General features: G+C 64.4%; 21 protein-coding genes. 12 read left to right on the top strand and 9 right to left on the bottom strand.

Going from position 1 to position 22,916, the window contains the following annotated elements:
• Nucleotides 1-88: 88 nt before the first annotated feature.
• The 7 genes from QRN21_RS07625 to dnaA all read right to left on the bottom strand — a co-directional run bounded on the left by QRN21_RS07625 (nucleotide 89) and on the right by dnaA (nucleotide 10,039).
• Nucleotides 89-493: a DUF3566 domain-containing protein gene (locus tag QRN21_RS07625; RefSeq protein ID WP_053098244.1), complete on the bottom strand. Its 405-nt coding sequence runs from the start codon at nucleotides 491-493 to the stop codon at nucleotides 89-91.
• The gene (gene gyrA / locus QRN21_RS07620; protein WP_053098243.1) at nucleotides 490-3,051 is read right to left on the bottom strand and encodes a DNA gyrase subunit A; all 2,562 of its coding nucleotides are present in this window, start codon (nucleotides 3,049-3,051) and stop codon (nucleotides 490-492) included. The genes QRN21_RS07625 and gyrA overlap by 4 nt, the downstream gene beginning before the upstream one ends.
• Nucleotides 3,052-3,102: 51 nt before the next feature.
• Entirely contained in the window at nucleotides 3,103-5,172 is a 2,070-nt protein-coding gene (gyrB, locus tag QRN21_RS07615) for a DNA topoisomerase (ATP-hydrolyzing) subunit B (RefSeq protein WP_171821963.1), read from the bottom strand.
• Nucleotides 5,173-5,290: 118 nt separating this feature from the next.
• Nucleotides 5,291-5,794 carry a DciA family protein gene (locus tag QRN21_RS07610; RefSeq protein ID WP_056275693.1) on the bottom strand — a complete coding sequence of 168 codons (504 nt, stop codon included), beginning with the start codon at nucleotides 5,792-5,794 and terminating at the stop codon, nucleotides 5,291-5,293.
• The gene (recF, locus tag QRN21_RS07605; RefSeq protein WP_072590396.1) at nucleotides 5,787-6,947 is read right to left on the bottom strand and encodes a DNA replication/repair protein RecF; all 1,161 of its coding nucleotides are present in this window, start codon (nucleotides 6,945-6,947) and stop codon (nucleotides 5,787-5,789) included. The genes QRN21_RS07610 and recF overlap by 8 nt, the downstream gene beginning before the upstream one ends.
• Before the next feature lie 63 nt (nucleotides 6,948-7,010).
• Nucleotides 7,011-8,153, bottom strand: coding sequence for a DNA polymerase III subunit beta (gene dnaN / locus QRN21_RS07600; protein WP_053098240.1), 1,143 nt, complete (start codon nucleotides 8,151-8,153; stop codon nucleotides 7,011-7,013).
• Between the two features lie 494 nt (nucleotides 8,154-8,647).
• Nucleotides 8,648-10,039 carry a chromosomal replication initiator protein DnaA gene (dnaA, locus tag QRN21_RS07595; protein WP_053098239.1) on the bottom strand — a complete coding sequence of 464 codons (1,392 nt, stop codon included), beginning with the start codon at nucleotides 10,037-10,039 and terminating at the stop codon, nucleotides 8,648-8,650.
• 318 nt (nucleotides 10,040-10,357) lie between these two features.
• On the opposite strand from dnaA, the gene rpmH reads away from it, so the two are divergent.
• The 12 genes from rpmH to QRN21_RS07535 all read left to right on the top strand — a co-directional run bounded on the left by rpmH (nucleotide 10,358) and on the right by QRN21_RS07535 (nucleotide 21,438).
• Nucleotides 10,358-10,495, top strand: a complete 138-nt coding sequence (gene rpmH, locus QRN21_RS07590; protein WP_022889115.1) for a 50S ribosomal protein L34 — start codon at nucleotides 10,358-10,360, stop codon at nucleotides 10,493-10,495.
• A 6-nt stretch (nucleotides 10,496-10,501) separates the two neighbouring features.
• Nucleotides 10,502-10,843, top strand: a complete 342-nt coding sequence (rnpA, locus tag QRN21_RS07585) for a ribonuclease P protein component (protein WP_072592158.1) — start codon at nucleotides 10,502-10,504, stop codon at nucleotides 10,841-10,843.
• Entirely contained in the window at nucleotides 10,840-11,190 is a 351-nt protein-coding gene (gene yidD, locus QRN21_RS07580; RefSeq protein WP_053098237.1) for a membrane protein insertion efficiency factor YidD, read from the top strand. Before rnpA ends, yidD begins: the two co-directional genes overlap by 4 nt.
• 3 nt (nucleotides 11,191-11,193) lie before the next feature.
• Nucleotides 11,194-12,264: a membrane protein insertase YidC gene (gene yidC, locus QRN21_RS07575; RefSeq protein ID WP_056275685.1), complete on the top strand. Its 1,071-nt coding sequence runs from the start codon at nucleotides 11,194-11,196 to the stop codon at nucleotides 12,262-12,264.
• Nucleotides 12,261-12,755 carry a Jag family protein gene (locus QRN21_RS07570; RefSeq protein ID WP_056275682.1) on the top strand — a complete coding sequence of 165 codons (495 nt, stop codon included), beginning with the start codon at nucleotides 12,261-12,263 and terminating at the stop codon, nucleotides 12,753-12,755. Before yidC ends, QRN21_RS07570 begins: the two co-directional genes overlap by 4 nt.
• A 37-nt stretch (nucleotides 12,756-12,792) precedes the next feature.
• Nucleotides 12,793-13,413: a 16S rRNA (guanine(527)-N(7))-methyltransferase RsmG gene (rsmG, locus tag QRN21_RS07565; protein ID WP_056275678.1), complete on the top strand. Its 621-nt coding sequence runs from the start codon at nucleotides 12,793-12,795 to the stop codon at nucleotides 13,411-13,413.
• Nucleotides 13,414-16,172: 2,759 nt separating this feature from the next.
• On the top strand, nucleotides 16,173-16,616 hold the full coding sequence (locus QRN21_RS07560; protein WP_230101142.1) for an ATP-binding protein: 444 nt from the start codon (nucleotides 16,173-16,175) through the stop codon (nucleotides 16,614-16,616).
• A gap of 586 nt (nucleotides 16,617-17,202) precedes the next feature.
• Nucleotides 17,203-18,078: a ParA family protein gene (locus QRN21_RS07555; protein ID WP_269464941.1), complete on the top strand. Its 876-nt coding sequence runs from the start codon at nucleotides 17,203-17,205 to the stop codon at nucleotides 18,076-18,078.
• A complete protein-coding gene (locus QRN21_RS07550) occupies nucleotides 18,078-19,046 on the top strand; it encodes a ParB/RepB/Spo0J family partition protein (RefSeq protein ID WP_082586457.1) in 969 nt (322 codons plus the stop codon). The genes QRN21_RS07555 and QRN21_RS07550 overlap by 1 nt, the downstream gene beginning before the upstream one ends.
• Before the next feature lie 61 nt (nucleotides 19,047-19,107).
• On the top strand, nucleotides 19,108-20,556 hold the full coding sequence (locus QRN21_RS07545; RefSeq protein ID WP_502883094.1) for a sugar porter family MFS transporter: 1,449 nt from the start codon (nucleotides 19,108-19,110) through the stop codon (nucleotides 20,554-20,556).
• Nucleotides 20,557-20,565: 9 nt separating this feature from the next.
• The gene (locus QRN21_RS07540; protein ID WP_053098229.1) at nucleotides 20,566-20,901 is read left to right on the top strand and encodes a hypothetical protein; all 336 of its coding nucleotides are present in this window, start codon (nucleotides 20,566-20,568) and stop codon (nucleotides 20,899-20,901) included.
• A gap of 18 nt (nucleotides 20,902-20,919) precedes the next feature.
• Nucleotides 20,920-21,438 (top strand): GrpB family protein, encoded by a 519-nt coding sequence (locus tag QRN21_RS07535; protein ID WP_285363899.1) that lies wholly within the window; start codon nucleotides 20,920-20,922, stop codon nucleotides 21,436-21,438.
• A gap of 90 nt (nucleotides 21,439-21,528) precedes the next feature.
• Here QRN21_RS07535 and trxA read toward each other — a convergent pair whose 3' ends face one another.
• Together trxA and trxB are read right to left on the bottom strand one after the other, a co-directional pair.
• The gene (gene trxA / locus QRN21_RS07530) at nucleotides 21,529-21,852 is read right to left on the bottom strand and encodes a thioredoxin (RefSeq protein ID WP_042541543.1); all 324 of its coding nucleotides are present in this window, start codon (nucleotides 21,850-21,852) and stop codon (nucleotides 21,529-21,531) included.
• A 67-nt stretch (nucleotides 21,853-21,919) separates the two neighbouring features.
• Nucleotides 21,920-22,894 carry a thioredoxin-disulfide reductase gene (gene trxB, locus QRN21_RS07525; RefSeq protein WP_056277582.1) on the bottom strand — a complete coding sequence of 325 codons (975 nt, stop codon included), beginning with the start codon at nucleotides 22,892-22,894 and terminating at the stop codon, nucleotides 21,920-21,922.
• Between the last annotated feature and the right edge of the window lie 22 nt (nucleotides 22,895-22,916).

Here is a 22,916-nt window from a genome sequence, read left to right as displayed (position 1 = left end):
AGACCCGGGTTCGGGTTTTCCCTACTCCGTCGGAGAACAGAAGAGGGGCGGATGCTGTTCGCATCCGCCCCTCCTCGAATCCTGACGATCAGTTCGACATGAACCCGACCAGCAGTCCGCCGGTCACCTTCACGGCGACGTTGTAGATCCCGGCGATGACCGCACCCAGCACCGTGAACACGATGAGGTTGAGGATCGAGACCACCGCGGCGAATGCCATCACCTGCGGCAGGCCGGCGACCTCGGAGATCCGCACGGAGTTGTCGGTGATGGTTCCGATGAACTCATCCGCCTGCGTGAGGATGCCGGTCGCCTGCAGCACGAGGAAGATCAGGAAGAACGACACCATCGTCACGATCGCGAGCGCCACAGCGCCCAGGAACGACAGCTTCACGGCCGACCAGAAATCCACGTAGACGAGGCGCAGGCGCACCTGCTTGCCACCGGTCTTGCGCGTGGACTTCTTCGCCAGCTTGTCGGCTACTGTGCTCATGCGTCTGCTTCCTCAGGGTTCTCGTTCGTCTCGGGGGCCGTGGACTCGGAGTCCACCGCAGCCTCATCCGATTCGTCTTCTTCGGTGAGGCCCCGCTCACCGTTGCGGGCGATGGCGAGGATCCGGTCGGCTTCCGTCGTCCGTGCGAACACCACTCCCATGGTGTCTCGGCCCTTCGCGGGCACCTCGGCCACGGCAGAGCGTACCACCTTGCCGCTGGACAGAACCACAAGGACCTCGTCGTCGGAGGAGACCATCAGACCACCCGCGAGAGTGCCCCGATCGTCGTTGAGCTTGGCGACCTTGATGCCGAATCCACCACGTCCCTGGACGCGGTATTCCTCGATGGCGGTGCGCTTCGCATAGCCGCCGTCGGTCACCACGAACACGAACTGGCCGAGGGCGGCGACGGATGCCGACAGCAGGCTGTCGCCCTCACGGAACTTCATCCCCTTCACGCCGGCGGTCGCGCGTCCCATCGGTCGCAGCGCATCATCGGTCGCACTGAACCGGACGGACATGCCACGGCGGCTGATGAGCAGGATGTCATCCTCAGCGTTCACCATGAGAGCCGAGACCAGCTCGTCCTCGTCATTCAGGCGGATCGCGATGACGCCGCCCTGGCGGTTGGTGTCGTACGCGTCGAGACGCGTCTTCTTGACCAGACCGTCGCGCGTCGCGAGAACGAGATAGTCGGCGACCCCGTAGTCGCGGATGTCGAGCACCTGCGCGATGTTCTCGTCGGGCTGCAGGGCGAGGAGGTTCGCGACGTGCGTTCCCTTCGCATCGCGGCCGGCCTCGGGAACCTCGTAGGTCTTCGAACGGTAGACGCGACCCTTGTCGGTGAAGAACAGCAGCCAGTGGTGCGTCGTCGTCACGAAGAAGTGCTCGACGATGTCATCGGCCCGCAGCTGGGCGCCCTTGATGCCCTTGCCGCCGCGGTGCTGCGACCGGTAGTTGTCGCTGCGCGTGCGCTTGATGTAGCCGGCGCGGGTGATGGTGACGACCATCTCCTCTTCGGCGATGAGGTCTTCCATCGAGACGTCGCCGTCGAAGCCGTGCAGGATGTGCGTGCGACGGTCGTCTCCGAAGCGCTCGACGATGCCGGTGAGCTCTTCGCGGATGATGTCGCGCTGCAGCGACTCGTCGACGAGGATCGCCTGGTACTCGCCGATCAGCCGCTCGAGCTCCGAGGCCTCGTCGAGGATCTTCTGACGCTCGAGGGCGGCCAGTCGGCGCAGCTGCATGTCGAGGATGGCCTGGGCCTGGATGTCGTCGATGTCGAGGAGCTTCTGCAGTCCCTCGTTCGCATCCTGCGTGGTCTGCGATCGACGGATGAGAGCGATGACCTCGTCGAGAGCGTCGAGCGCCTTGAGGTAGGCGCGCAGGATGTGCATGCGAGCCTCTGCCTTGGCGAGACGGAAGCGCGTGCGTCGGACGATCACTTCGAGCTGGTGCGTGATCCAGTGGGTCACGAATCCGTCGATCGCGAGCGTGCGCGGCACGCCGTCGACGATCGCGAGCATGTTCGCGCCGAAGTTCTCCTGCAGCTGCGTGTGCTTGTACAGGTTGTTGAGCACGACCTTCGCGACCGCATCGCGCTTGAGCACGACCACGAGACGCTGACCCGTGCGGTCGGACGACTCGTCGCGGATGTCGGCGATGCCGGTGATCTTGCCGTCACGGGCGAGGTCGCCGATCTTCACGGCGACGTTGTCGGGGTTCACCTGGTACGGCAGCTCGGTGATCACGAGGCACGTGCGGCCCTGGATCTCCTCGACGTTGACGACCGCGCGCATGGTGATCGAGCCGCGACCCGTGCGGTACGCCTCGTGCACGCCCTTGGTGCCGAGGATCTGCGCGCCGGTGGGGAAGTCGGGGCCGGGGATCCGCTGGATGAGACCCTCGAGCAGCTCCTCGCGGGGGAGGCCGGGGTTGTCGAGCGCCCAGAGAGCGGCAGAAGACACCTCGCGCAGGTTGTGCGGAGGGATGTTGGTGGCCATGCCGACCGCGATACCCACCGACCCGTTGACGAGGAGGTTCGGGAAGCGGGCCGGAAGAACCGTCGGCTCCTGAGTCTGGCCGTCGTAGTTGTCGGTGAAGTCGACCGTGTCCTCTTCGATGTCCCGAACCATCTCGAGCGCGAGGGGGGCCATCTTGGTCTCGGTGTACCGGGGCGCCGCGGCACCCATGTTGCCGGGAGACCCGAAGTTGCCCTGGCCGAGGGCCAGCGGGTAGCGCAGCGACCAGGGCTGCACGAGACGCACGAGGGCGTCGTAGATCGCCGAGTCACCGTGCGGGTGGTACTGACCCATGACCTCGCCGACCACGCGAGCGCACTTCGAGAAGGACTTGTCGGGGCGGAATCCGCCGTCGTACATGCCGTAGATCACGCGTCGGTGGACGGGCTTGAGTCCATCGCGCACGTCGGGCAGCGCACGGCCGACGATCACGGCCATCGCGTAGTCGAGATAGCTGCGCTGCATCTCGGACTGCAGGTCGACCTGGTCGATCTTGCCGTGGTCGTGTGCCGGCTCGGGGCGTACTTCGTCAGTCATGTGTGTTGTCGATTCCGGTCGTTATGGGAACGAATGCAGGCGCGGGACGCGTCAGATGTCGAGGAAGCGGACATCCTTGGCGTTGCGCTGGATGAAGCTGCGTCGCGATTCGACGTCCTCACCCATCAGCACGCTGAAGATCTCGTCGGCCGCTGCGGCATCCTCGATGGTCACCTGGCGGAGCGTCCGGGTGCTGTGGTCCATCGTGGTCTCCCACAGCTCCTTGGCGTTCATCTCGCCGAGACCCTTGTAGCGCTGGATGCCGGCATCCTTCGGAATCCTCTTGCCGTTGTCGAGTCCGAACTTGAGCAGCGCGTCGCGCTCGGCGTCGCTGAACACGTACTCGTGGGGCTGGTTCGTCCACTTGAGACGGTAGAGCGGCGGCATCGCGAGGTACACGAAGCCGGCCTCGATCAGTCCGCGCATGTAGCGGAACAGCAGCGTGAGCAGCAGCGTCGTGATGTGCTGGCCGTCGACGTCGGCATCCGCCATCAGCACGATCTTGTGATAGCGCGCCTTCTCGATGTCGAACTCTTCGCCGATTCCGGTGCCGAAGGCCTGAATCATCGCCTGGACCTCTTTGTTGCCCAGGGCCTTGTCGAGACGCGCGCGCTCTACGTTGAGGATCTTGCCTCGCAGAGCGAGGATCGCCTGCGTGTGCGGATCGCGACCCTGCACAGCGGAGCCACCTGCCGAGTCACCCTCGACGAGGAAGATCTCGCTGATCGAAGGATCCTTGCTCGTGCAGTCCTTGAGCTTGTCGGGCATCGCGGCGGACTCGAAGACGCTCTTTCGACGAGCGGTCTCGCGGGCCTTGCGCGCGGCGAGACGAGCGGTGGCCGCATCGATCGCCTTGCGGATGACGTTCTTCGCCTGGATCGGGTTGCGGTCGAACCAATCGCCGAGCTGATCGCCGACGACCTTCTGCACGAACGCCTTGGCCTCGGTGTTGCCGAGCTTCGTCTTGGTCTGCCCTTCGAACTGCGGCTCGCCGAGCTTGATCGAGATGACCGCGGTCAGACCTTCACGCACGTCGTCGCCCGACAGGTTGTCGTCCTTCTCCTTGAGAAGGTTGTTCGCCCTGGCGTACTTGTTGACGAGCGTGGTGAGCGCTGCACGGAAGCCCTCTTCGTGCGTGCCACCCTCGTGGGTGTTGATCGTGTTCGCGTAGGTGAAGACGTTCTCGGTGTACGAGGTGGTCCACTGCATCGCGACCTCGAGAGAGATCTTGCGCTCGGTGTCCTCGGACTCGAACGCGATGATCTCGTCGTTGACGACCTCGGCGTGACGAACCTTGTTGAGGTATTCGACGTAGTCGACGAGACCGCGCTCGTAGAAGAAGACGTCGTTCGGCTGAGTGAGGGTCGGCTGTCCGTCGACCTCGACCTGGTAAGCCGAATCGGGACGCTCGTCGGACAGCTCGATGCGGAGGCCCTTGTTGAGGAACGCCATCTGCTGGAAGCGCGTGCGCAGGGTGTCGTACTCGAAGTTCGTGGTCTCGGTGAAGATCTCGGCGTCCGGCCAGAACGTGATGCTGGTTCCGGTGTCGTCGGACGCCTCGCCCTTCTCGAGCTGCTGCTGCGGGACGCCGCCGTTCGCGAAGCTGTGCCGCCAGACGAAGCCCTTCTGCTTGACCTCGACGTCGAACCGCGTCGACAGGGCGTTGACCACCGACGAGCCGACGCCGTGGAGACCGCCGGAGACCGCATACGCGCCGCCGCCGAACTTTCCGCCGGCGTGCAGGATGGTCAGAACGACCTCGACCGTGGACTTCGTCGGGTCGGAGGAGTGGGGATCGACCGGGATGCCGCGGCCGTTGTCGACCACGCGGACGCCGCCGTCTTCGAGCAGCGTCACGAAGATGGTGTCGGCGTAGCCGGCGAGAGCCTCATCGACCGAATTGTCGACGATCTCGTAGACGAGGTGGTGCAGACCACGCGGTCCCGTGGAACCGATGTACATACCGGGGCGCTTGCGGACGGCTTCGAGACCTTCGAGGATCTGGATCGAGTCGGCACCGTACTCACCGGGCTGCTTCACCTTGGGTGAGATCTTGCCCTCGGTCGCGGGGGTTCCCCCGTTGGTCGATTCCGTCTCGTCAGCGGGGGATTCAGGCGTCATCAGAGGGCATTCTCCACATCGATATCACGAATCCCCAGTCTAGCGGCTTTTCGTGGCGAGATGCGGCTCAGCGGCCGCGTGTGGCCCTCTGAGCGTTTCAGACCCCATCCGTGGTGTCCTACCCGTAGGTATCGCGCGGGCCCCGTCCTGGAACGACTCTGGGACCCCATTTCCAGGAGGGTACGTCCGGTCCGATGAAGCGGAGGTTCTCGACACCGGCGTCCGGATACCGTCGGCCGATCTCCGTCAGGATCGTTCCCCGCATGTACTGCAGGTTCTTCGCCCAGGCGGTCGAGTCGCACTTCACCGTGAGCACACCGCGCTCGAGGGAGACGGGTTCGGAGTGCTTGGCGGTGTCCGTGCCGGCGAGATCGGACCACTGCCTGACCAGGTCCTCACGGGCGAGAGTCTTCTGCCAGCCGGAGTCCCGCGTCAGCTTGTCGAGAACAGCTCCGAGCGGTCCGGGGTCGCGGCCGGGCGTGAACGGCGCGTTGTCGTCATCGGTGACGATGCGTCGCTTGCGCTTCCACGTCTTCGAACTCGGCGCGAGTCCGCGCAGGCGCAGATAGGTCGCGACGGTCTCGGGAGTCTCGGATGCCGGATCGGGTGCGATCTCACTCATCTGCCACCTCCCTCTCATCACTGATCGTTCCCGCCGAGATCCGCACCACGTGGGCATGGAGCACTTCGGGGATATCCTCCTCCACGGCTGCCGTCACGACCACCTGCTCATAGCCCGCGGTGAGAGCGGCCAGCCGCTGACGGCGATCGGCGTCGAGTTCGGCGAACACATCGTCGAGAATGAGGACGGGATCGCCGGCAGGAGACTCGCTGCGCAGCAGCTCGGCGGAAGCGAGGCGCAGCGCGAGGGCCACCGACCAGGATTCCCCGTGGGACGCATACCCCTTCACCGGAAGGCCACGAACGCGCAGCACGAGGTCGTCGCGATGAGGGCCGGTGAGAGTGAGACCGCGGTCGAGCTCGTTCGACCGTTTCGCGAGAAGTGCGGCGTGGAACATCTCGGCGATGTCTCCGGAGGTCTCGGCCGGCGCGTCGACACCCTCTTCGGGATCCGCTCCGCGCACCGACAGAGCCCACTCGAGCTGCGGGCGATGATCCTCGCCCGCGATCGCCGCGTACGCCTCGGCCACCGGCTGCTGGAGATCTGCGGCGAGACGCTGTCGCGCGGTGATGATCTCGGCACCGAGGGAGACCAGCTTGTCGTCCCACACATCGAGGGTGCTCAGGGCCTCGCCCTTGATGCCGCGCGCCCTGGCCGACTTCAGAAGCGCATTGCGCTGCTTGAGCACCCGGTCGTAGTCGGCGAGGACCGAAGACATGCGGGGCGTGCGCTGGATCAGCAGCTGGTCGACGAAACGACGCCGAGACGAGGGGTCGCCGCGGACGATCTGCAGATCCTCGGGAGCGAAGAGCACCACATGGGCGTAGCGAGGCAGCTCATTGGTCTTCGAGGGGGAGCCGTTGATCCGCGCCTTGTTCGAACCCTGCTTGTTGAGCTGGACCTCGATGAGCACCTTGCGTTCGCCGTGAGAGAGGCGAGCGCGGATGATCGCGAAATCCTGACCCTCGCGCACCATCGGGGCATCCGACGAGACCCGGTGCGAACCGAGAGTGGCGAGGAAGACGACAGCCTCTGCAAGGTTGGTCTTGCCCTGGCCGTTGCGCCCGACGAGGACGTTGGGACCCTTGTGCAGAGCGAGATCCGCGGTCGCGTAATTGCGGAAGTCGACCAGGCTCAGGTGTTCCACAATCACGCTGTCAGCCTACCTTCGGGCTCTGACACTGCCGTCGCCGCGCGGAGCGCGCCCGTCGCAGGATCAGCGAAGCAGCAGGTTCGGCTGCAGCAGGTACTTGAAAGAATCCAGACCGGCCTGGTCGACCGAGGTCTGGCTCGTGATCAGCACGGGGCTGAGCTTGTTCGCGTTGTCGCTCGACGTGAAGGTGACGCGGACGAACTCGCTCTTGACCGCGCCGAGCGCCTCGATGAGGTACTGCGGGTTGAGGCCGAGCGTGACGTCGTCGCCACCCGAGAGGATCGCGTCGACGGACTCGGATGCACGCGCATGCTCACTGCCCGACGCATCCATCGTCACGCTGTCGGACGTGAACGTGAAGCGCAGCGGAGCTGCTCGGTCGAGCACGAGCGACACACGGCGCACGGCCTCGACGAGGTCTGCGGTGTTCACGACCGCATAGTGCTCGGTCTGCTCCGGGAAGAGACGGCGGACCGGAGGGAAGTTTCCCTTGATCAGCAGCGAAGTGACCGTCTTGTTGCCGGCCGTGAACGCGATGATCTCGCGGTCGCCCGCTCCCGAGAACGCGATCTGGATGGTGCCTGCATGACCGAAGGTCTTTCCGACCTCGAGAAGAGTGCGTGCGGGCACCAGTGCGCTGGCTTCGACCGCTTCACCGTCCCACGGCACGTCACGGAGGGAGACTCGGTAGCGGTCGGTGGCCACGAGGCTGAGCGTCTGGCCGGAGACCTCGAGCTGCACTCCGGTCAGGACCGGGGTGACGTCGTCGCGCGAGGCGGCGAAACCCACCTGGCTGATCGCGGTGCCGAAATCGTCGGCGGGCACGACGCCGGAGGAACCGGACACTTCGGGGATCGACGGATATTCCTCGACCGGCATGGCTGCGAGGGTGAACCGCGCCGAGCCGCAGGTGACCGTGATGCTGCCGTCGTCCTCGACGGCGATCTCGATCGGCGCGTTGGGAAGGCGGCTGGCGATGTCTGAGAGCAGTCGACCGTGCACCAGGATCGTGCCCGGTGTGTCGACGGTGGCTTCGATTGTCGTGCGCGCGGATGCCTCGTAGTCGAACGCCGAGAGCGTGAGACCGGAGCCGTCTGCCTCGATCAGGACGCCGGCGAGGATCGGCTGCGGGTTGCGCTGCGGAAGCAGCTTGACCACGAACGACACGGCCTCGCTGAAGACATCGCGGTTGACCTGAAACCTCACGGGTGCTCCCTTGTCGTCGTTCTGAGACGTGTCGTCATCGGTCCTGCCAGTGCAGGGCTTCCCATGCTAGCCCCCAACTCGGGAGTATCCCTACGACCGGATCAAAGCTCGGGCCTGTCGGACTTTCCCCACCCTCTGGTGATCGGATCGCCCCTGAATTGAATTAACTCCTTAACGGTGTTAACACCTGTGGATACTGTGGATAACTCGGTGGAAAGCAGACGCGAGTAGGGAACTACACGGTTGTCAGTTGTGGAATCCCTGAGGAATCCGCGGGTGGACGGCATCCGTCGGGTCGAACCGTCTCCCACAGTTATCCACAGGTTCGACGGTTTCACACACATTCGTCCCGACCTGCAGGCGAGTCATCCACAAGTTATCCACATGTGCAAACTGGCATCGATCTGCTCCGTCGTATGCCGCTCACACGCACGCAAAGGGGGTCGCAGCCTCCTATCGGAAGCTACGACCCCCTTTTTCGAGGCGGCGCGGACTCAGCGTCGACCGAGCTGCGTGGTGATCTCGGTCACCTGGTTGTAGATCGAACGGCGCTCCTTCATGAGCTCGCTGATCTTCTTGTAGGCGTACATGACGGTGGTGTGATCGCGGTTGCCGAACAGCTGGCCGATCTTCGGCAGGGACAGACTCGTCCGCTCGCGGCACAGGTACATCGCGATCTGGCGCGATGTGGCGATCTGCTGAGATCTGCTGGAGCCGTACAGGTCGTCGACCGTCAGCTTGAAGTACTGCGCGGTCGCAGTGATGATGTCGGTCGGCGAGATGATGTTGTCCTCTGCCGTGTCGATGATGTCGCGGAGCACCGTCTGGGCGAGCGAGATGTCGAGGGCCGAACGGTTCAGGCTGGCGAATGCGGAGACGCGGATCAGCGCACCCTCGAGTTCACGGATGTTCGACGACACCACGGTGGCGATGTACTCGAGTACCTCGTCGGGAATATGAAGCGCCTCGCTCTGCGCCTTCTTGCGGAGGATCGCGATACGCGTCTCGAGGTCGGGCGCCTGCACGTCGGTGATCAGGCCCCATTCGAACCGACTGCGCATGCGATCCTCGAAGCCGGTGAGATGCTTCGGCGCGACGTCGCTCGTGATGACGACCTGTTTGTTGTGGTCGTGCAGCGTGTTGAAGGTGTGGAAGAACGCCTCCTGGGTCTCCGCGCGACCCTGTAGGAACTGGATGTCGTCGATCAGGAGGATGTCCACATCGCGGTAGCGGGCCTGGAAGGCTGCACCTCGGTTGTTCGCGATCGAGTTGATGAAGTCGTTCGTGAACTCCTCGCTGGAGACGTACCGGACCTTGACCCCTGCATAGAGGGATTGGGCGTAGTCGCCGATCGCGTGCAGCAGGTGCGTCTTGCCGAGGCCCGAGTCGCCGTAGATGAAGAGCGGGTTGTACGCCTTGGCCGGCGCTTCGGCGACGGCGACGGCAGCGGCATGGGCGAACCGGTTGGACTGCCCGATGACGAAGTTGTCGAAGGTGTACTTCGGGTTCAGGCGGGACTCGTGGCGCAGCTGCGTCGGCTGCTCCATCGGGGATTCGACGCGGATCTGCTCCTGGCGGCCGTAATCGGCGACCGCGATGGGCGCCGTCGGCTGCTCGGCGAGCTCATGATTCACGACCACGCGGTACGACGTCACCTCATCGCCGATGTGGGAGAGGGCCTCCATGATCGGAAGCCGCAGCCTCTTGTTGATCTGCGCGGCGGTGAGATCGTTCGGGACCTCGAGATAGAGGGTGGCCGCCATCACGCCGGCCGGAACCGCGAGGCTGAGGAATCCCTGGAGCTGAGGAGTGACTCGGTCGTCCGCCTCGAGGAGCTCCTGCACCGTGGTCCAGATCGGAACGTCGGGCTGGGCAGGTGATGACATGACGCTCCGTGCTGAGGGGACGACGGGCCGTCTGGATGACGCGGCCCGCCTGTGGATAACTTCGGATGCCACGGTAGTCACCACGGCTGGGAACGGCAACCTGCCTACGGGAATCCGCGCGCGTGTTGCTCATACGTGCACGCCGCAGGGTTGTGGATAATAGCTGTGCGGATCGTGCCTGAGCTGGCGGTCGAAGCGCGCAGATTTGCTCTGCGCGCCGTCAAGACGTACCCTTAATCGGTTGACTTATGCCTGAACGGCAGATCCCTATGTCTCCGGTCAAAATGATCCCGGTGGCAGCATTCCCGGAGTGATTCCATGAGCAAGCGCACCTTCCAGCCCAACAACCGTCGTCGCGCCAAGAAGCACGGCTTCCGTCTTCGTATGCGTACCCGCGCCGGCCGCGCGATCCTTTCGGCTCGTCGCGCGAAGGGCCGCACCGAGCTCTCCGCGTAGATCGCTGTGCTCGCCCGCCCGTATCGTGTGACCCGCGGGAGCGACTATCGACTGGTCGTTCGACGCGGATCCCGTTGTGGCGGAGCCAAGGTCGTCACCTCGATGCTGACGACGGGCGAGAGCAGAGCCGCGAGGTTCGGATTCATCATCAGCAAGCAGGTGGGCACCGCTGTGGTGCGCAACACCGTGCGCCGGCGACTCAAAGCCGTGTGTGCGGACGCGCTGACGCGGGTCCCCGAGGGCACGGATGTCGTCATCCGTGCCCTTCCTGCATCCGCGACCGCGACCTACGCCGAGCTGAGTGCGGACGTGAACCGGTGTCTGGATCGTCTCGGACAGCGGCCATGACCGCTCTTCCGGCATCCTCGATCGGCTCCGCTCAGCTTCATGCCGGTGACGCGATCCGCAGCATCCCGCTGATCCCCCGGAATCTCGTCCTGGGGTTCCTCGCCGGGTACCGCAAGGTGATCTCCCCGATGTATGGAGATGTCTGCGCCTATTACCCATCTTGTTCCGCTTACGCTGTAGGTGCGGTGCAACAGCACGGCGCAGTGCGGGGAGCGGCGCTCTCGGCGTGGCGCATCGTTCGTTGCAATCCCTGGAGCCACGGCGGCGTCGATGACGTCCGTCCGCACGAACACTTCCGTTATGACCTGACCGCTCACGGTTTCGTCGTCCCTGCCCGAAAGGATTGATCGGTGGGTCTTGACCTTCTGCTCGCCAGCGCAACACCCTCGCCGGAGCCTGCCTCCGGCGGCTTCGATCTGATCGGAACCATCCTCTGGCCCCTCAAGTGGGTCGTCGAGCTCGTGCTCGTCGCCTGGCACTGGCTGTTCACGGCCGTCGGTCTTCCTGCCGCATCCGGTCTGACCTGGGTGCTGTCGATCGTCGGTCTCGTGATCGTGGTCCGTGCTGCCCTGATCCCGCTCTTCGTGAAGCAGATCAAGAGCCAGCGAAAGATGATGGAAATTGCTCCTGAGCTGCGAAAAGTTCAGGAGAAGTACCGGGGTAAGAAGGATCAGCTCTCTCGCGAGGCCATGAGCCGCGAGACCATGGCGCTCTACAAGAAGCACGGCACGACGCCGATGTCGAGCTGTCTTCCGCTTCTTGTGCAGATGCCCATCTTCTTCTCGCTGTTCAGCGTTCTGAGCGACGTCTCGAAGCACCACAACCTGGGTGTCGGCGGCGTCGGTCTGCTGAACGCCGAGCTCACCGAGCAGTTCTACAACGCCGAGCTCTTCGGTGTCGCATCGCTGCACGAGACGCTGGGGAACGCGGTCGACGCGGGGAACACCACAGCGATCATCATCCTGGTCACGCTCGTCGTGCTCATGATCGCGTCGCAGTTCTTCACGCAGCTGCAGATCATTTCGAAGAACCTGTCGCCCGAAGCCAAGACCGGCCAGGCGTACCAGATGCAGAAGATCATGCTCTACGTGCTGCCTCTCGGCTTCATCTTCTCGGGCATCTTCTTCCCGCTCGGCGTGGTCGTCTACTGGTTCATCTCGAACCTCTGGACCATGGGACAGCAGTTCCTCGTCATCCGTGAGATGCCGACTCCCGGATCTGAGGCGGCGAAGGCTCGTGAAGAGCGTCTTGCTCGCAAGGGCAAGGCGATCGACGCCTCGGGCAAGGTCGTCCCGATGGCGGCATACGAAGCAGAGCAGCAGCGTCTGCTCGAAGAGGCGGAGCGCGCGAAGGCGCAGGCCCCCAAGCGTCAGCAGCCGGTGGGCAAGAAGCGTTCGAAGAAGAAGGGGAGCGGTTCGTGACGACCGACAACGTGACCGAGACCGTGGAGCCCACGGTCGCAGAACTCGAGAACGAGGGCGACGTCGCCGCTGACTACCTCGAAGAGCTGCTCGACATCGCCGACATCGATGGGGACCTCAACCTCGACGTGCGCCAGGGTCGCGCATATGTCTCGGTCGAGGCTGAGGGAGACGGACTGGCGCTCCTGTCTGCACCCGACACGGTGCAGGCGCTTCAGGAGCTCACGCGTCTTGCGGTCCAGAGCAAGACGGGTTCGTTCTCGCGATTGATCCTCGATGTGGGCGGATCGCGCGATGCGCGCCGCCGTCAGCTCGAGACGCTCGTGAACGCCGCCGCCGCCAAGCTCGACGATGGAGCGACCCAGGCGTCGCTGCCCGCCATGTCCAGCTATGAGCGCAAGCTGGTGCACGACATCGCGGCTGATCAGGGTCTCGTGTCCGAGTCCTACGGCGAGGGTGCCGACCGCCACACTGTTCTGCGTCGTCGTTGACGTTTCACATGCGACGTCAGGCCAGCGGGATGCTGTCGTGAGTGACCTGGAGATCGAACCGTCGGTGGCGGTCGATCTTTTCGGCGATCGGATCGAGTTGGCCCGGCAGTTCACGGCGGCTCTCGCGCAGCATGGCGAGGAGCGAGGACTCATCGGTCCTCTCGAGCTCCCGCGTTTGTGGTCCCGGCACATCTTGAACAGTGTCATCGCCGCCCCGTTGTTCCACGGTTCGGTCGCGGACATCGGTTCGGGTGCGGGGCTGCCCGGTATCGTCCTCGCGATCGCGCGACCCGATGTGCACTGGACGCTCGTCGAGCCGATGGAGCGCCGGGTGATCTGGCTGAACGATCAGGTCGCCGAGCTGAAGCTCACGAATGTCGAAGTTCTGCGCGCGCGTGCCGAGGAGGTGACTCCTGCGAGCTTCGACGTCGTGACAGCTCGTGCGGTGAGTGCTCTGAAGACGCTGATCCCGCTCACCGCGCCGCTCGTGCGCGATGGAGGCGAACTCACCCTTCTCAAGGGAATGAATGCCGCCAACGAGATCGAAGCAGCGCAGAAGCAGATCAAGAAGTTCCGCCTGTCGGACGTCCGCGTCGAGACTCTCGGCGAGAACGTACTGCCCGAGACGACCCGCGTGGTGAGGGCAGTCGTCCGCTGACGGGTCGATGCCGCGGCTTAGGAAGCTGACCTTCGTCGGGAGATGGACCTACATTCCGCGTTCGAGATGTACCCGCGCGCTAGAGCGCAGGTGGTGGGTGACTTGGCCACGCACGGTGGTCATGGGCCAGGCACTGTTGTGATCTGCCGCTGCAGCATATGAGATCTACTGTCGGGGCTCGTCCGGTTGAGCCAGACCTGGTCACCGCGCGAGGCCGGTAGAGTCCCTCGACGATCGTGCCACGATTCGAGTTTATGGCTGATGAGAAGGGTTTTCTTCCGACCCTGGTCGTGCACCTGTGTGGGAGCTCCGTTGCGACGTGACGAGGCACTCAAGCGCTGCTGGATACGGTCAGCAGTGCCGGATAGCCGCCGGCACTCTGCCCTCGCCGTCAAAGACTGTCCCGGGATCACGGTCGGTGGTAACGGAACGTGGGCGTGTGGCACGACAGATCAGGCTTCACCGCAGACGTGTCCGGTGTCGGAATCCGGAATGGGTCTGTCCCCGTGTGCTCGTAAGCGAGAGTGTTCGCCCCTCGGGGAAGGAGCGGGGGTCCTAACCATGTTTCACGTGAAACATGGATGGACGACTGCCATGCGGGGGCAAGTCGAGGCGGGCCGAGGTGGGGTGAAGGGATTCCGCCGACAACTTGCGGTGGTCCGGGTCACGAGGGCGTTGCGCTCGCTGGTCTGATCTGTGCCACTCAGCCGCACTTCGAGGCACTGCGGACGGCTGCTGTGCGCTGCGATGCTCGTCGCTGCGCTGGGGAGCAGTGCTGCGAGCATCCCTTCTTCTTAGCGCCGGGTCTGGATCTTTGCTTTTCGACCCACGTCACTTCACAGCAGCGGACTTCACCTCACTGAACTGCCCTAGACCGCACTACACCGTGCGGTCTGCAGTGATCTCTCCTGTTCTGATCTGCGCTCTCGTGATCTGACCTGCGCTACTCGGACGTGTGCCGTGTGCCGTGTGCCGTGTGCCGTCTGTTGGGCGTTCTGACTACTGAGTGGGGTCCGCGCGTGGTGGAGCGCACGTGTGGCGCTCAGAGCTCGTGGACCGGGGCGCGGGTCCACCGGGAGTCGTATGTTTCACGTGAAACAATCGTTGTGTCGCTGCCACGGAACGGATCGCGGTGCCCTTGGCGTGGCTACGGGTGTCATCCCGGTCCACACCATCCGCCGGGGGAGCGTTGCGAGCTGACAACCAGATCATGGCGCCGAGGAGCGGGACCGTCTGCTCCAGGCATGGTGGGGCGGCCGAACATAACTGGAACTTTCATTCGGGGCATCGCGGCGGAACCGGTCAGGCGGCTGTTCTGACCCGCTGCCGCTGACAACATTCGGGCGACAGGGTGACCTGGCAACACCCTGCTCAGCCTCACCGGGATTGTTGCGGCGTGCGGGAGTGAACGACCAGCCTACGACGGCACGAATGGACACCTATCCTCGGACTGACCGCGTCGCGTTATGCGGCAGGCACAAGTGTTTCACGTGAAACATTGAGCGGCGGGTGGTGATGGCTTTGGATGATTGCGACCGCGCGAAGGCAGGAACAGGGGAGGGCCTCGGGGGTCAGCCGCGACGTGGCGATCGAAGGCACGCTAGTGGCGCAACGTTACTGCCTGCCGGAAACAGACGGATGGACGGCCCAAAAGACTAGTGATCGTCTGACGATCCCAGTGAGTAGATTCGCGAAGGCCCGCCCGCAGTCCAGTCGCTAGCGCACTGATGTGACAAGGCATCGGGGGTATTGATTGTGCGGGGATTCTTTGGCCGGGGAGCGGCCGTCACCAGTATGAACGACAGAAGCCCCTGAACTGGCGCGAGGCTCGGTGTCGAGCCCGAGCAGCAGCGGGCCGGAGAGTGCAGCGCAATGGCACGCCGCAGTCGTCGCTGGCGCCCCTGCCGCCGATGTCGGTGAGGTGCATCCCGACGTTGGGTGCGGCGGTCTCGCGCAGGTATCCCGGATAAATCCCAGTTCAGCGGCGGATCCTTGCACCATACGAGCTCGGCAGCTGTGCCCAGGCGGCACGCGTGGCTCGTGCTGACTTGCCGTCAGTATGACGCAAGGGAAGAGCAGACGGGACTCTGTAGACGAACGTTTCACGTGAAACACCGTGAGTGTTGTTTCGCGCCTGCGGTTTCCTTCGTGGGTCGACGCCACTCACTAGATCCTCATCGGACCCAAGGTGGGCGAGCTGACTCTAGAGCGATGCTTGCAGCGAAGAGCGGGGGCCGTCGACGCGCGTCGTCCCAGTCCTTGACGAGTGTGCAGCACGCGCACGACGTAATTCTGTCGGGTCCGTCTGAGGAGATGTTTCACGTGAAACGCCGCTGAGGTCGCGATGAGATGGGTGGGGCTCCGCCCCGAATGGTCGGTCTCACGCGATCACGGCGCTACCCTTTGTCAATCGACGTGGCTGGGCTGTCTGAAGCCGTGCGTGGCGTGCGCGATGCGTCTGTGACGACTAGGTGATTCGCGCGTGGGTGACCTCGGGGGTGAGGTTCACTGGTGACACCACCCCGATGCGATGAGGGCAGGCGCTCACGCAGCGGAGTGAAACCCGTCGCGGCTCACAGTCATGCGCCGGCTGGAGCCAGCGTAGAACCCGAAGCAAGAGTGGGTGCCTGCTACCGCTCGGCTAGCCGGAGCAGCTCTGGACGCGGAGGCAATTTCGTCCGCCTGCACGCGGTCCGGGTAGAACGCTCCTGTCACTCACGTCGGCGATGTTCCACGTGAAACATCGATATGGTGAATGCATGGTGCGCATGCTCATCACTGGGATGTCTGGCGTCGGCAAGTCCAGCGCGCTGCAGGTACTGGGGGAGCGGGGATACTCCGTCGTCGACACCGATTATGGACCATGGACAACCGAGTCGGGACTGTGGGACGAGGTCTTGATGGGTGCGCTACTCGGGGAGAGCACCGAAGTCATCGTGTCTGGCACGGTGTCGAATCAGGGTGCCTTCTACGACCGCTTCGACCACGTGGTCCTCCTGTCAGCGCCGATTTCGGTGATGCTCGATCGTGTTCGTCGGCGATCTTCGAATCCCTACGGCTCGACGACGGTGCAGCAAGACGAGATTCGCACGAACCTCGAAACCGTGGAGCCGCTACTGCGGGCGACATGCACGTCCGAGATCGACGCAACTCAACCGCTGACCGCCGTCGTCGACCGGATCGAGCAGCTCCTACGATCTTGATCGAGGCCGATATGCGTCAGATGTTTCACGTGAAACTATGCGGCTGTCGACCGTCACCACGGACCTCGGCGCACAGGGGAGGATCCGGTTCCACGCGATAGTGGTGTGAAGGATGCTGACGAGTCCTTTGTGACCGGTCGGTCTCCCCGAAACGAGGGGCGTCAGCGACGGAGGCTCGTTGAGTCCCGTAAGCCGCTAGCGGGCAGCCTCTTTCACAGAGGGCGCGACATCCGTGTGGGCCGAGGACAGAGACACCTGCTCTCCTCACGCCCGTGCAACCACCGACACGAACTGGTCGCCGGCGCGACAGATGGTGCAGTGCGTGGACGTCGTCCCTCCATGCGTGTAGCCCTATCTCCGGTGCGTCAGGACGTTCGACGGCACAATGAACACCCAGGCCAGAAGGCAAAAGTGCCATTCTCTCCGCAACGGCACGTCCGGACGAGTTATCACCGGCCTGCACGACTCAGTAAGGATTTGAGAAGGCAACGTCTGCCGCAGCGATTAGAGTGGAACACGGCCCCGAAAGGAGTGGATGTTTCACGTGAAACAGCCCGAAAAGGCATCACCGAAGGACTCTTTCGGGATGGATACGCCCCTCGCGCGGGAACTCGCCGATCTCTCCGCACGACGCAGAGCACTCGAGACCGTGTCCATCGACTTCGCCGGCGACACCCGCATCCTGACGGTCTCCAACCAGAAGGGCGGCGTAGGTAAGACCACGAGCGCCGTCAATGTCGCCTCTGCACTCGCGGGTCTTGGCGCACGGGTCCTTGTGATCGATCTGGACCCTCAGGGCAACGCCTCGACCGCGCTCGGAGTGCCGCACAACGCCGAGACTCCGAGCGTCTATGACGTCCTGATCGAAGACACCCCGCTCGCTGACATCGTGCAGCAGAGTCCCGAGGACGAGAACCTCTTCTGCGCACCGAGCACCATCCATCTCGCCGGCGCAGAGATCGAACTCGTCGCGCAGGTCGCACGGGAGCATCGACTGCGACGGGCGCTCGAGGAGTATCTCGTCGACAACCGTATGGACTTCGTCATCATCGACTGCCCTCCGTCGCTCGGGCTGCTCACGATCAACGCCTTCACCGCGGCGAACGAGGTCTTCATCCCCATCCAGTGCGAGTACTACGCGCTCGAGGGTCTGAGTCAACTGCTCGGCAGCATCCAGATGATCCAGAAGCACCTGAATCCCGGACTGCACCTCTCCACGATCCTGCTGACGATGTTCGACGGACGCACGCGACTCGCGCAGCAGGTGGCGGACGAGGTCCGCACACACTTCCCCGAACAGGTGCTCGACACCGTCATCCCGCGTTCCGTGCGGGTGTCGGAGGCACCGAGTTTCGGTCAGACCGTGATCGCCTACGATGGGCAATCCGCCGGCGCCGTCGCGTATCGCGAGGCCGCTGTCGAGATCGCGTCGCGGACGGCGACGCAGAGCAAGGAGAAATGATGGCGAAGCGCACTGGACTGGGTCGGGGCATCGGAGCCCTCATCCCGACGGCTGATCAGTCCGAGCGTCCCGTGGATGTGTTCTTCCCCGGAGCCAACCTGCGTCCGGCGACGGAGCAGACCAGTGACCAGCCCGCAGCAGAAGGCGATCTCGAGGTCGTTCCCGGCATCCACCTCGTCGAGGTCGATCCGCAGAAGATCGTGCCGAACCCGCGTCAGCCGCGCACGCACTTCAATCCCGAGGACCTCGCAGAGCTCGTGCACAGCGTGCGTGAGTTCGGCGTTCTGCAGCCGGTGGTCGTTCGCAAGAACAGCGACGGCGAGTATGAGCTGATCATGGGGGAGCGGCGCACCCGCGCCGCGCGGGAGGCGGGCCTCGAGAAGATCCCGGCGATCGTCCGCGAGACTGCCGACGAAGATCTCCTGCGCGATGCTCTGCTCGAGAACCTGCACCGCTCCGAGCTGAATCCGCTCGAAGAGGCCTCGGCATACCAGCAGCTGCTCGAGGACTTCGGGATCACCCAGGAAGAGCTCGCCACGCGGATCGGTCGGTCGCGCCCTCAGATCAGCAATACGATCCGTCTGCTCAAGCTCCCCGTTCCCGTGCAGCAGCGTGTGGCGGCGGGGGTGCTGACGGCTGGACACGCTCGCGCGATCCTCAGCCTGGACTCACCCGAGGCCATGCAGCGTCTCGCCGACAAGGTCGTGAACGAGGACCTGTCGGTGCGCGCGACCGAGGTCGCTGCGAAGACGGAGCCGGCAGCACCCGGCCGGACGGCGAAGCCGACTCCGGGCGCTCGACGGGCATACCTCGACGAGGTGGCCGGCAACCTCGGCGATCGGCTCAACACTCGCGTCAAGGTGTCGCTGGGCGCTCGAAAAGGCCAGGTCATCATTGATTTCGCATCGATTCAGGATCTGAACCGCATCCTCGGTGAATTGGGCGAATCGGGGTACGGTCCGGCGTGATTCCGCCGCTCGACCCCTGAGCGGTCGTAGACTCTCGACATCTCGTCGATGAGGGGGAGTCATGTCCGGAGCAGCGAGTCCAGTGAAGTTCCAACGCCGCGTCATCGCGGTGAGTATCGCCGCAGCACTCGGTGGCTTCCTCTTCGGATTCGATACCGCCGTGATCAACGGCGCCGTCGATGCTCTCGCGGGGAACGTCTCGGGCTTCGACCTCGGGGTCGGGCTCAAGGGCTTCGCGGTGTCGTCGGCCCTGATCGGGTGTGCCGTCGGTGCGTGGTTCGCAGGACCGATTGCGAACAAACGCGGGCGAATCCCCGTGATGGTCTTCGCGGCGGCGATGTTCTTCGTCTCCGCCATCGGCTCGGGACTCGCGTTCAGTGTCGTCGACCTCATCATCTGGCGAGTGGTGGGCGGTCTCGGTGTCGGTGCGGCATCCGTCATCGCTCCCGCATACATCGCCGAGGTCTCGCCTGCCCGGGTGCGAGGTCGACTGGGCTCTCTGCAGCAGCTCGCCATCGTCACCGGAATCTTCGCCGCTCTGCTCTCCGACGCGTGGCTGGCGGGCCTCGCGGGTGCCGCAGACCAGCCTCTGTGGGGACTCACCGCCTGGAGATGGATGTTCATCATCGCGGCGGTGCCCGCACTCGTCTACGGGATCATGTCGTTCCGTCTGCCCGAATCGCCGCGATATCTCGTGCGCAAGGGCGATCTGAAAGGCGCGTCCCAGGTGCTCGAGACGGTCACGGGGGCCGTTGACGTCGACGCGAAGATCCAGGAGATCACCAGCACCATCGACACCGAGCGCAAGGAGTCGCTGAGCGACCTGCGGGGCAGTCGTCTGGGGCTCAAGCCGATCGTGTGGGTCGGCATCCTGCTCTCCGTGTTCCAGCAGTTCGTCGGCATCAACGTCATCTTCTACTACTCGACGACACTGTGGCAGTCCGTCGGCTTCGATGAGTCGAGTGCCCTGCTGACCTCCGTCATCACGTCGGTGACGAACATCGTGGTGACCATCATCGCGATCCTGCTGGTCGACAAGGTCGGCCGACGCATCATGCTTCTCGTCGGCTCTGTGGGTATGACGGTGACGCTGGGCCTGATGGCGCTCGCCTTCTCGTTCGGTGAGCTGAACGCCGAGGGCACAGCGACCCTGCCTGACCCGTGGGCGACCGTCGCCCTCATCTGCGCGAACGGCTTCGTGGTCTTCTTCGGTGCCACCTGGGGTCCGCTCGTCTGGGTTCTTCTGGGAGAGATCTTCCCGAACTCGATCCGCGCCGGCGCACTCGCGGTCGCGGCAGCAGCCCAGTGGGCAGCGAACTTCTTCATCTCGACCACCTTCCCTGTGTTCGCCGAGATCGGCCTCACATTCGCCTACGGCTTCTACGCGTTCTTCGCGCTGCTGTCGTTCTTCTTCGTGTACTTCAAGGTGCCCGAGACCAAGGGTCGCGAGCTCGAGGAGATGACGGACGAGCTGAAGGTGGAGCGCCGGGGCACCCGCAGGGCGACGTAGGCTGGAAGCATGACCGAGTCAGTTCCGCGCCGCGCCAGCCTCGAAGTGCTGAGAGCAGAAGCGTCGGACGAACTCGCCGTGCTGATCCAGGAGAGGCTCCTCGGCGGGGAAGACCCATGGGAGTTCATGGAGGAGCTGCCGAGCGTCGATGAGCTCGTCGTCTACCTGCTGCGAGCCGACAACATCACCGCGAACGACGGTGTGCGACCGAACGCGGCTCGGCACTACCGGGTGCTGCGTCAGATCGCGCTGGAGTACCCCGAGCTCACGCCGGCGGTCTGGGGCCTTCTCGACGAGAAGCAGCGGCACCGACGCTGGGACCCGTCCGTGGCCGACGCCTCCTAGGCTCCCACCGTGCCGCGGATGCTCGTCTCCTACGACCCGGAGTGGCCGAAGCAGTTCGAGGCGTTCGCCGCTGAGATTCACGCGGTCGCGGACGCGGATTGGCTGATCGAGCACATCGGATCGACGGCAGTCCCCGGCATGCGCGCGAAGCCGATCATCGACCTGGCCGTCCGCATCGTCGATCGCAGCGACTTCGACGCGCGCAGGGCCGCTCTGGAAGCCGCAGGATGGCGCCTGGGCAGCGCTGTGCGCACGCACCCGGTCATGATCCGTGAATCTGATGGCGTGCGGATCGCGATCGCGCACTTCTTCGTCGAGGAGGAGTGGGATGCGGTGCACCAGCGCATCCTGCGGGACTGGCTTCTGGAGCATCCGGAGGATGCCGATCGCTACTCGCATGCGAAGTGCGACGCCGTCGCGGCCCAGGCGAGGGGGAGGACGACCTACAACGCCGCGAAGTCCCCCATCATCCAGGAGCTCGTCGACCGCGCTCGAGCGTCTCGAGGACTTCCTCCGGTGCGGATCTCCGACAAGTAGTCGGCTCTCGTCTCAGGAATGGGGACGGAAGCGGCTGGGTACGAGAAAGGGCCGCCACCCGGAGGGGTGACGGCCCTGAAGACTGCAGGATCAGCCGATGAAAGCCGCGAGGTCCTGCTCGAGGGCCGGCTTCGGCTTGGCGCCGATGATGGTCGTCTTGACCTCACCGCCCTGGAACACCTTCATCGCGGGGATCGAGGTGATCTGGTACTTCATCGCCAGCTGCGGGTTCTCGTCCACGTTCAGCTTGAGGATAGTGATCTTGTCGGGGTTGTCCGCCTGGATCTGGTCCAGAACGGGGGCGACCATACGACACGGTCCGCACCACTCGGCCCAGAAGTCCACGAGGACGGGACCTTCGGCCTGCAGAACGTCCTGCTCCCAGGTCGCCTGGCTCGTAGCCTTTGCACTCATCAGAGTTCTCCTTGATTCGAGGTTCGCCTGCTACAACAGCGGGCGAGGTGAAAGTGTTCCCGTCCGCTCAGGCGGTGATGATCTCAGCGGCTTCGGCGGCCGGGAACTCGACCGAGGCGTCTTCGAGGTCCGCCAGGAAGTGCTCGGCGTCGAGAGCGGCGACCGTGCCCGAGCCAGCGGCCGTGATGGCCTGACGGTAGGTGGGGTCGATCACGTCGCCGGCGGCGAACACACCGGGGACCGAGGTGACGGACGAACGGCCGTCGACCCAGATGGTGCCCTCGGCGGTCAGCTCGAGCTTGTCGTGCACGAGGTGCGTGCGCGGGTCGTTGCCGATCGCGATGAACAGGCCGTCGAGCGCGAGGTCGCTCAGCGTGCCGTCGACCGTGTTGCGCAGCTGCACGCCCGTGACGGAATCGCCACCGAGGATCTCGGCGACCTCGCTGTTCCAGACGAACTCGATCTTCTCGTTCGCGAAGGCCCGCTCCTGCATGATCTTCGAGGCGCGCAGGGTGTCCTTGCGGTGGATGACGTAGACCTTCTCGGCGAAGCGGGTGAGGAACGTGGCCTCTTCCATCGCCGAGTCGCCGCCGCCGACGACGGCGATCGTCTTCTCGCGGAAGAAGAAGCCGTCGCAGGTGGCGCACCACGAGACGCCGTAGCCCGACAGGCGCTCTTCGCCCTCGATGCCGAGCTTGCGATAGGCGGAGCCGGTCGCGTAGATCAGCGACTGGGCCTCGTGCACCGTCCCGCTGCCGAGGGTGACCTTCTTGACGGGGCCGGCGAGGTCGAGCTCGGTGACGTCGTCGTAGACGACCTCGGTGCCGAACTTCTCAGCCTGCTCCTGGAACTTCGCCATGAGCTCGGGGCCCTGGATCCCCTCGGGGAAGCCGGGGTAGTTCTCGACCTCGGTGGTGTTCATCAGCTCTCCGCCGACCTCGACCGTGCTCGCGATGAGCAGCGGCTTGAGGTTCGCGCGCGCCGCATAGATGGCGGCGGTGAATCCGGCGGGACCGGAACCGATGATGATGACCTGACGCATGTGCTCTCCGTCGTAGATGCTG

This window comes from Microbacterium sp. LMC-P-041 (assembly GCF_030209555.1).
In the GTDB taxonomy this organism is placed as follows: domain Bacteria; phylum Actinomycetota; class Actinomycetes; order Actinomycetales; family Microbacteriaceae; genus Microbacterium.
Note: the sequence above shows the minus strand (reverse complement) of the source record. Positions and strands in the feature narration are given on the sequence as shown.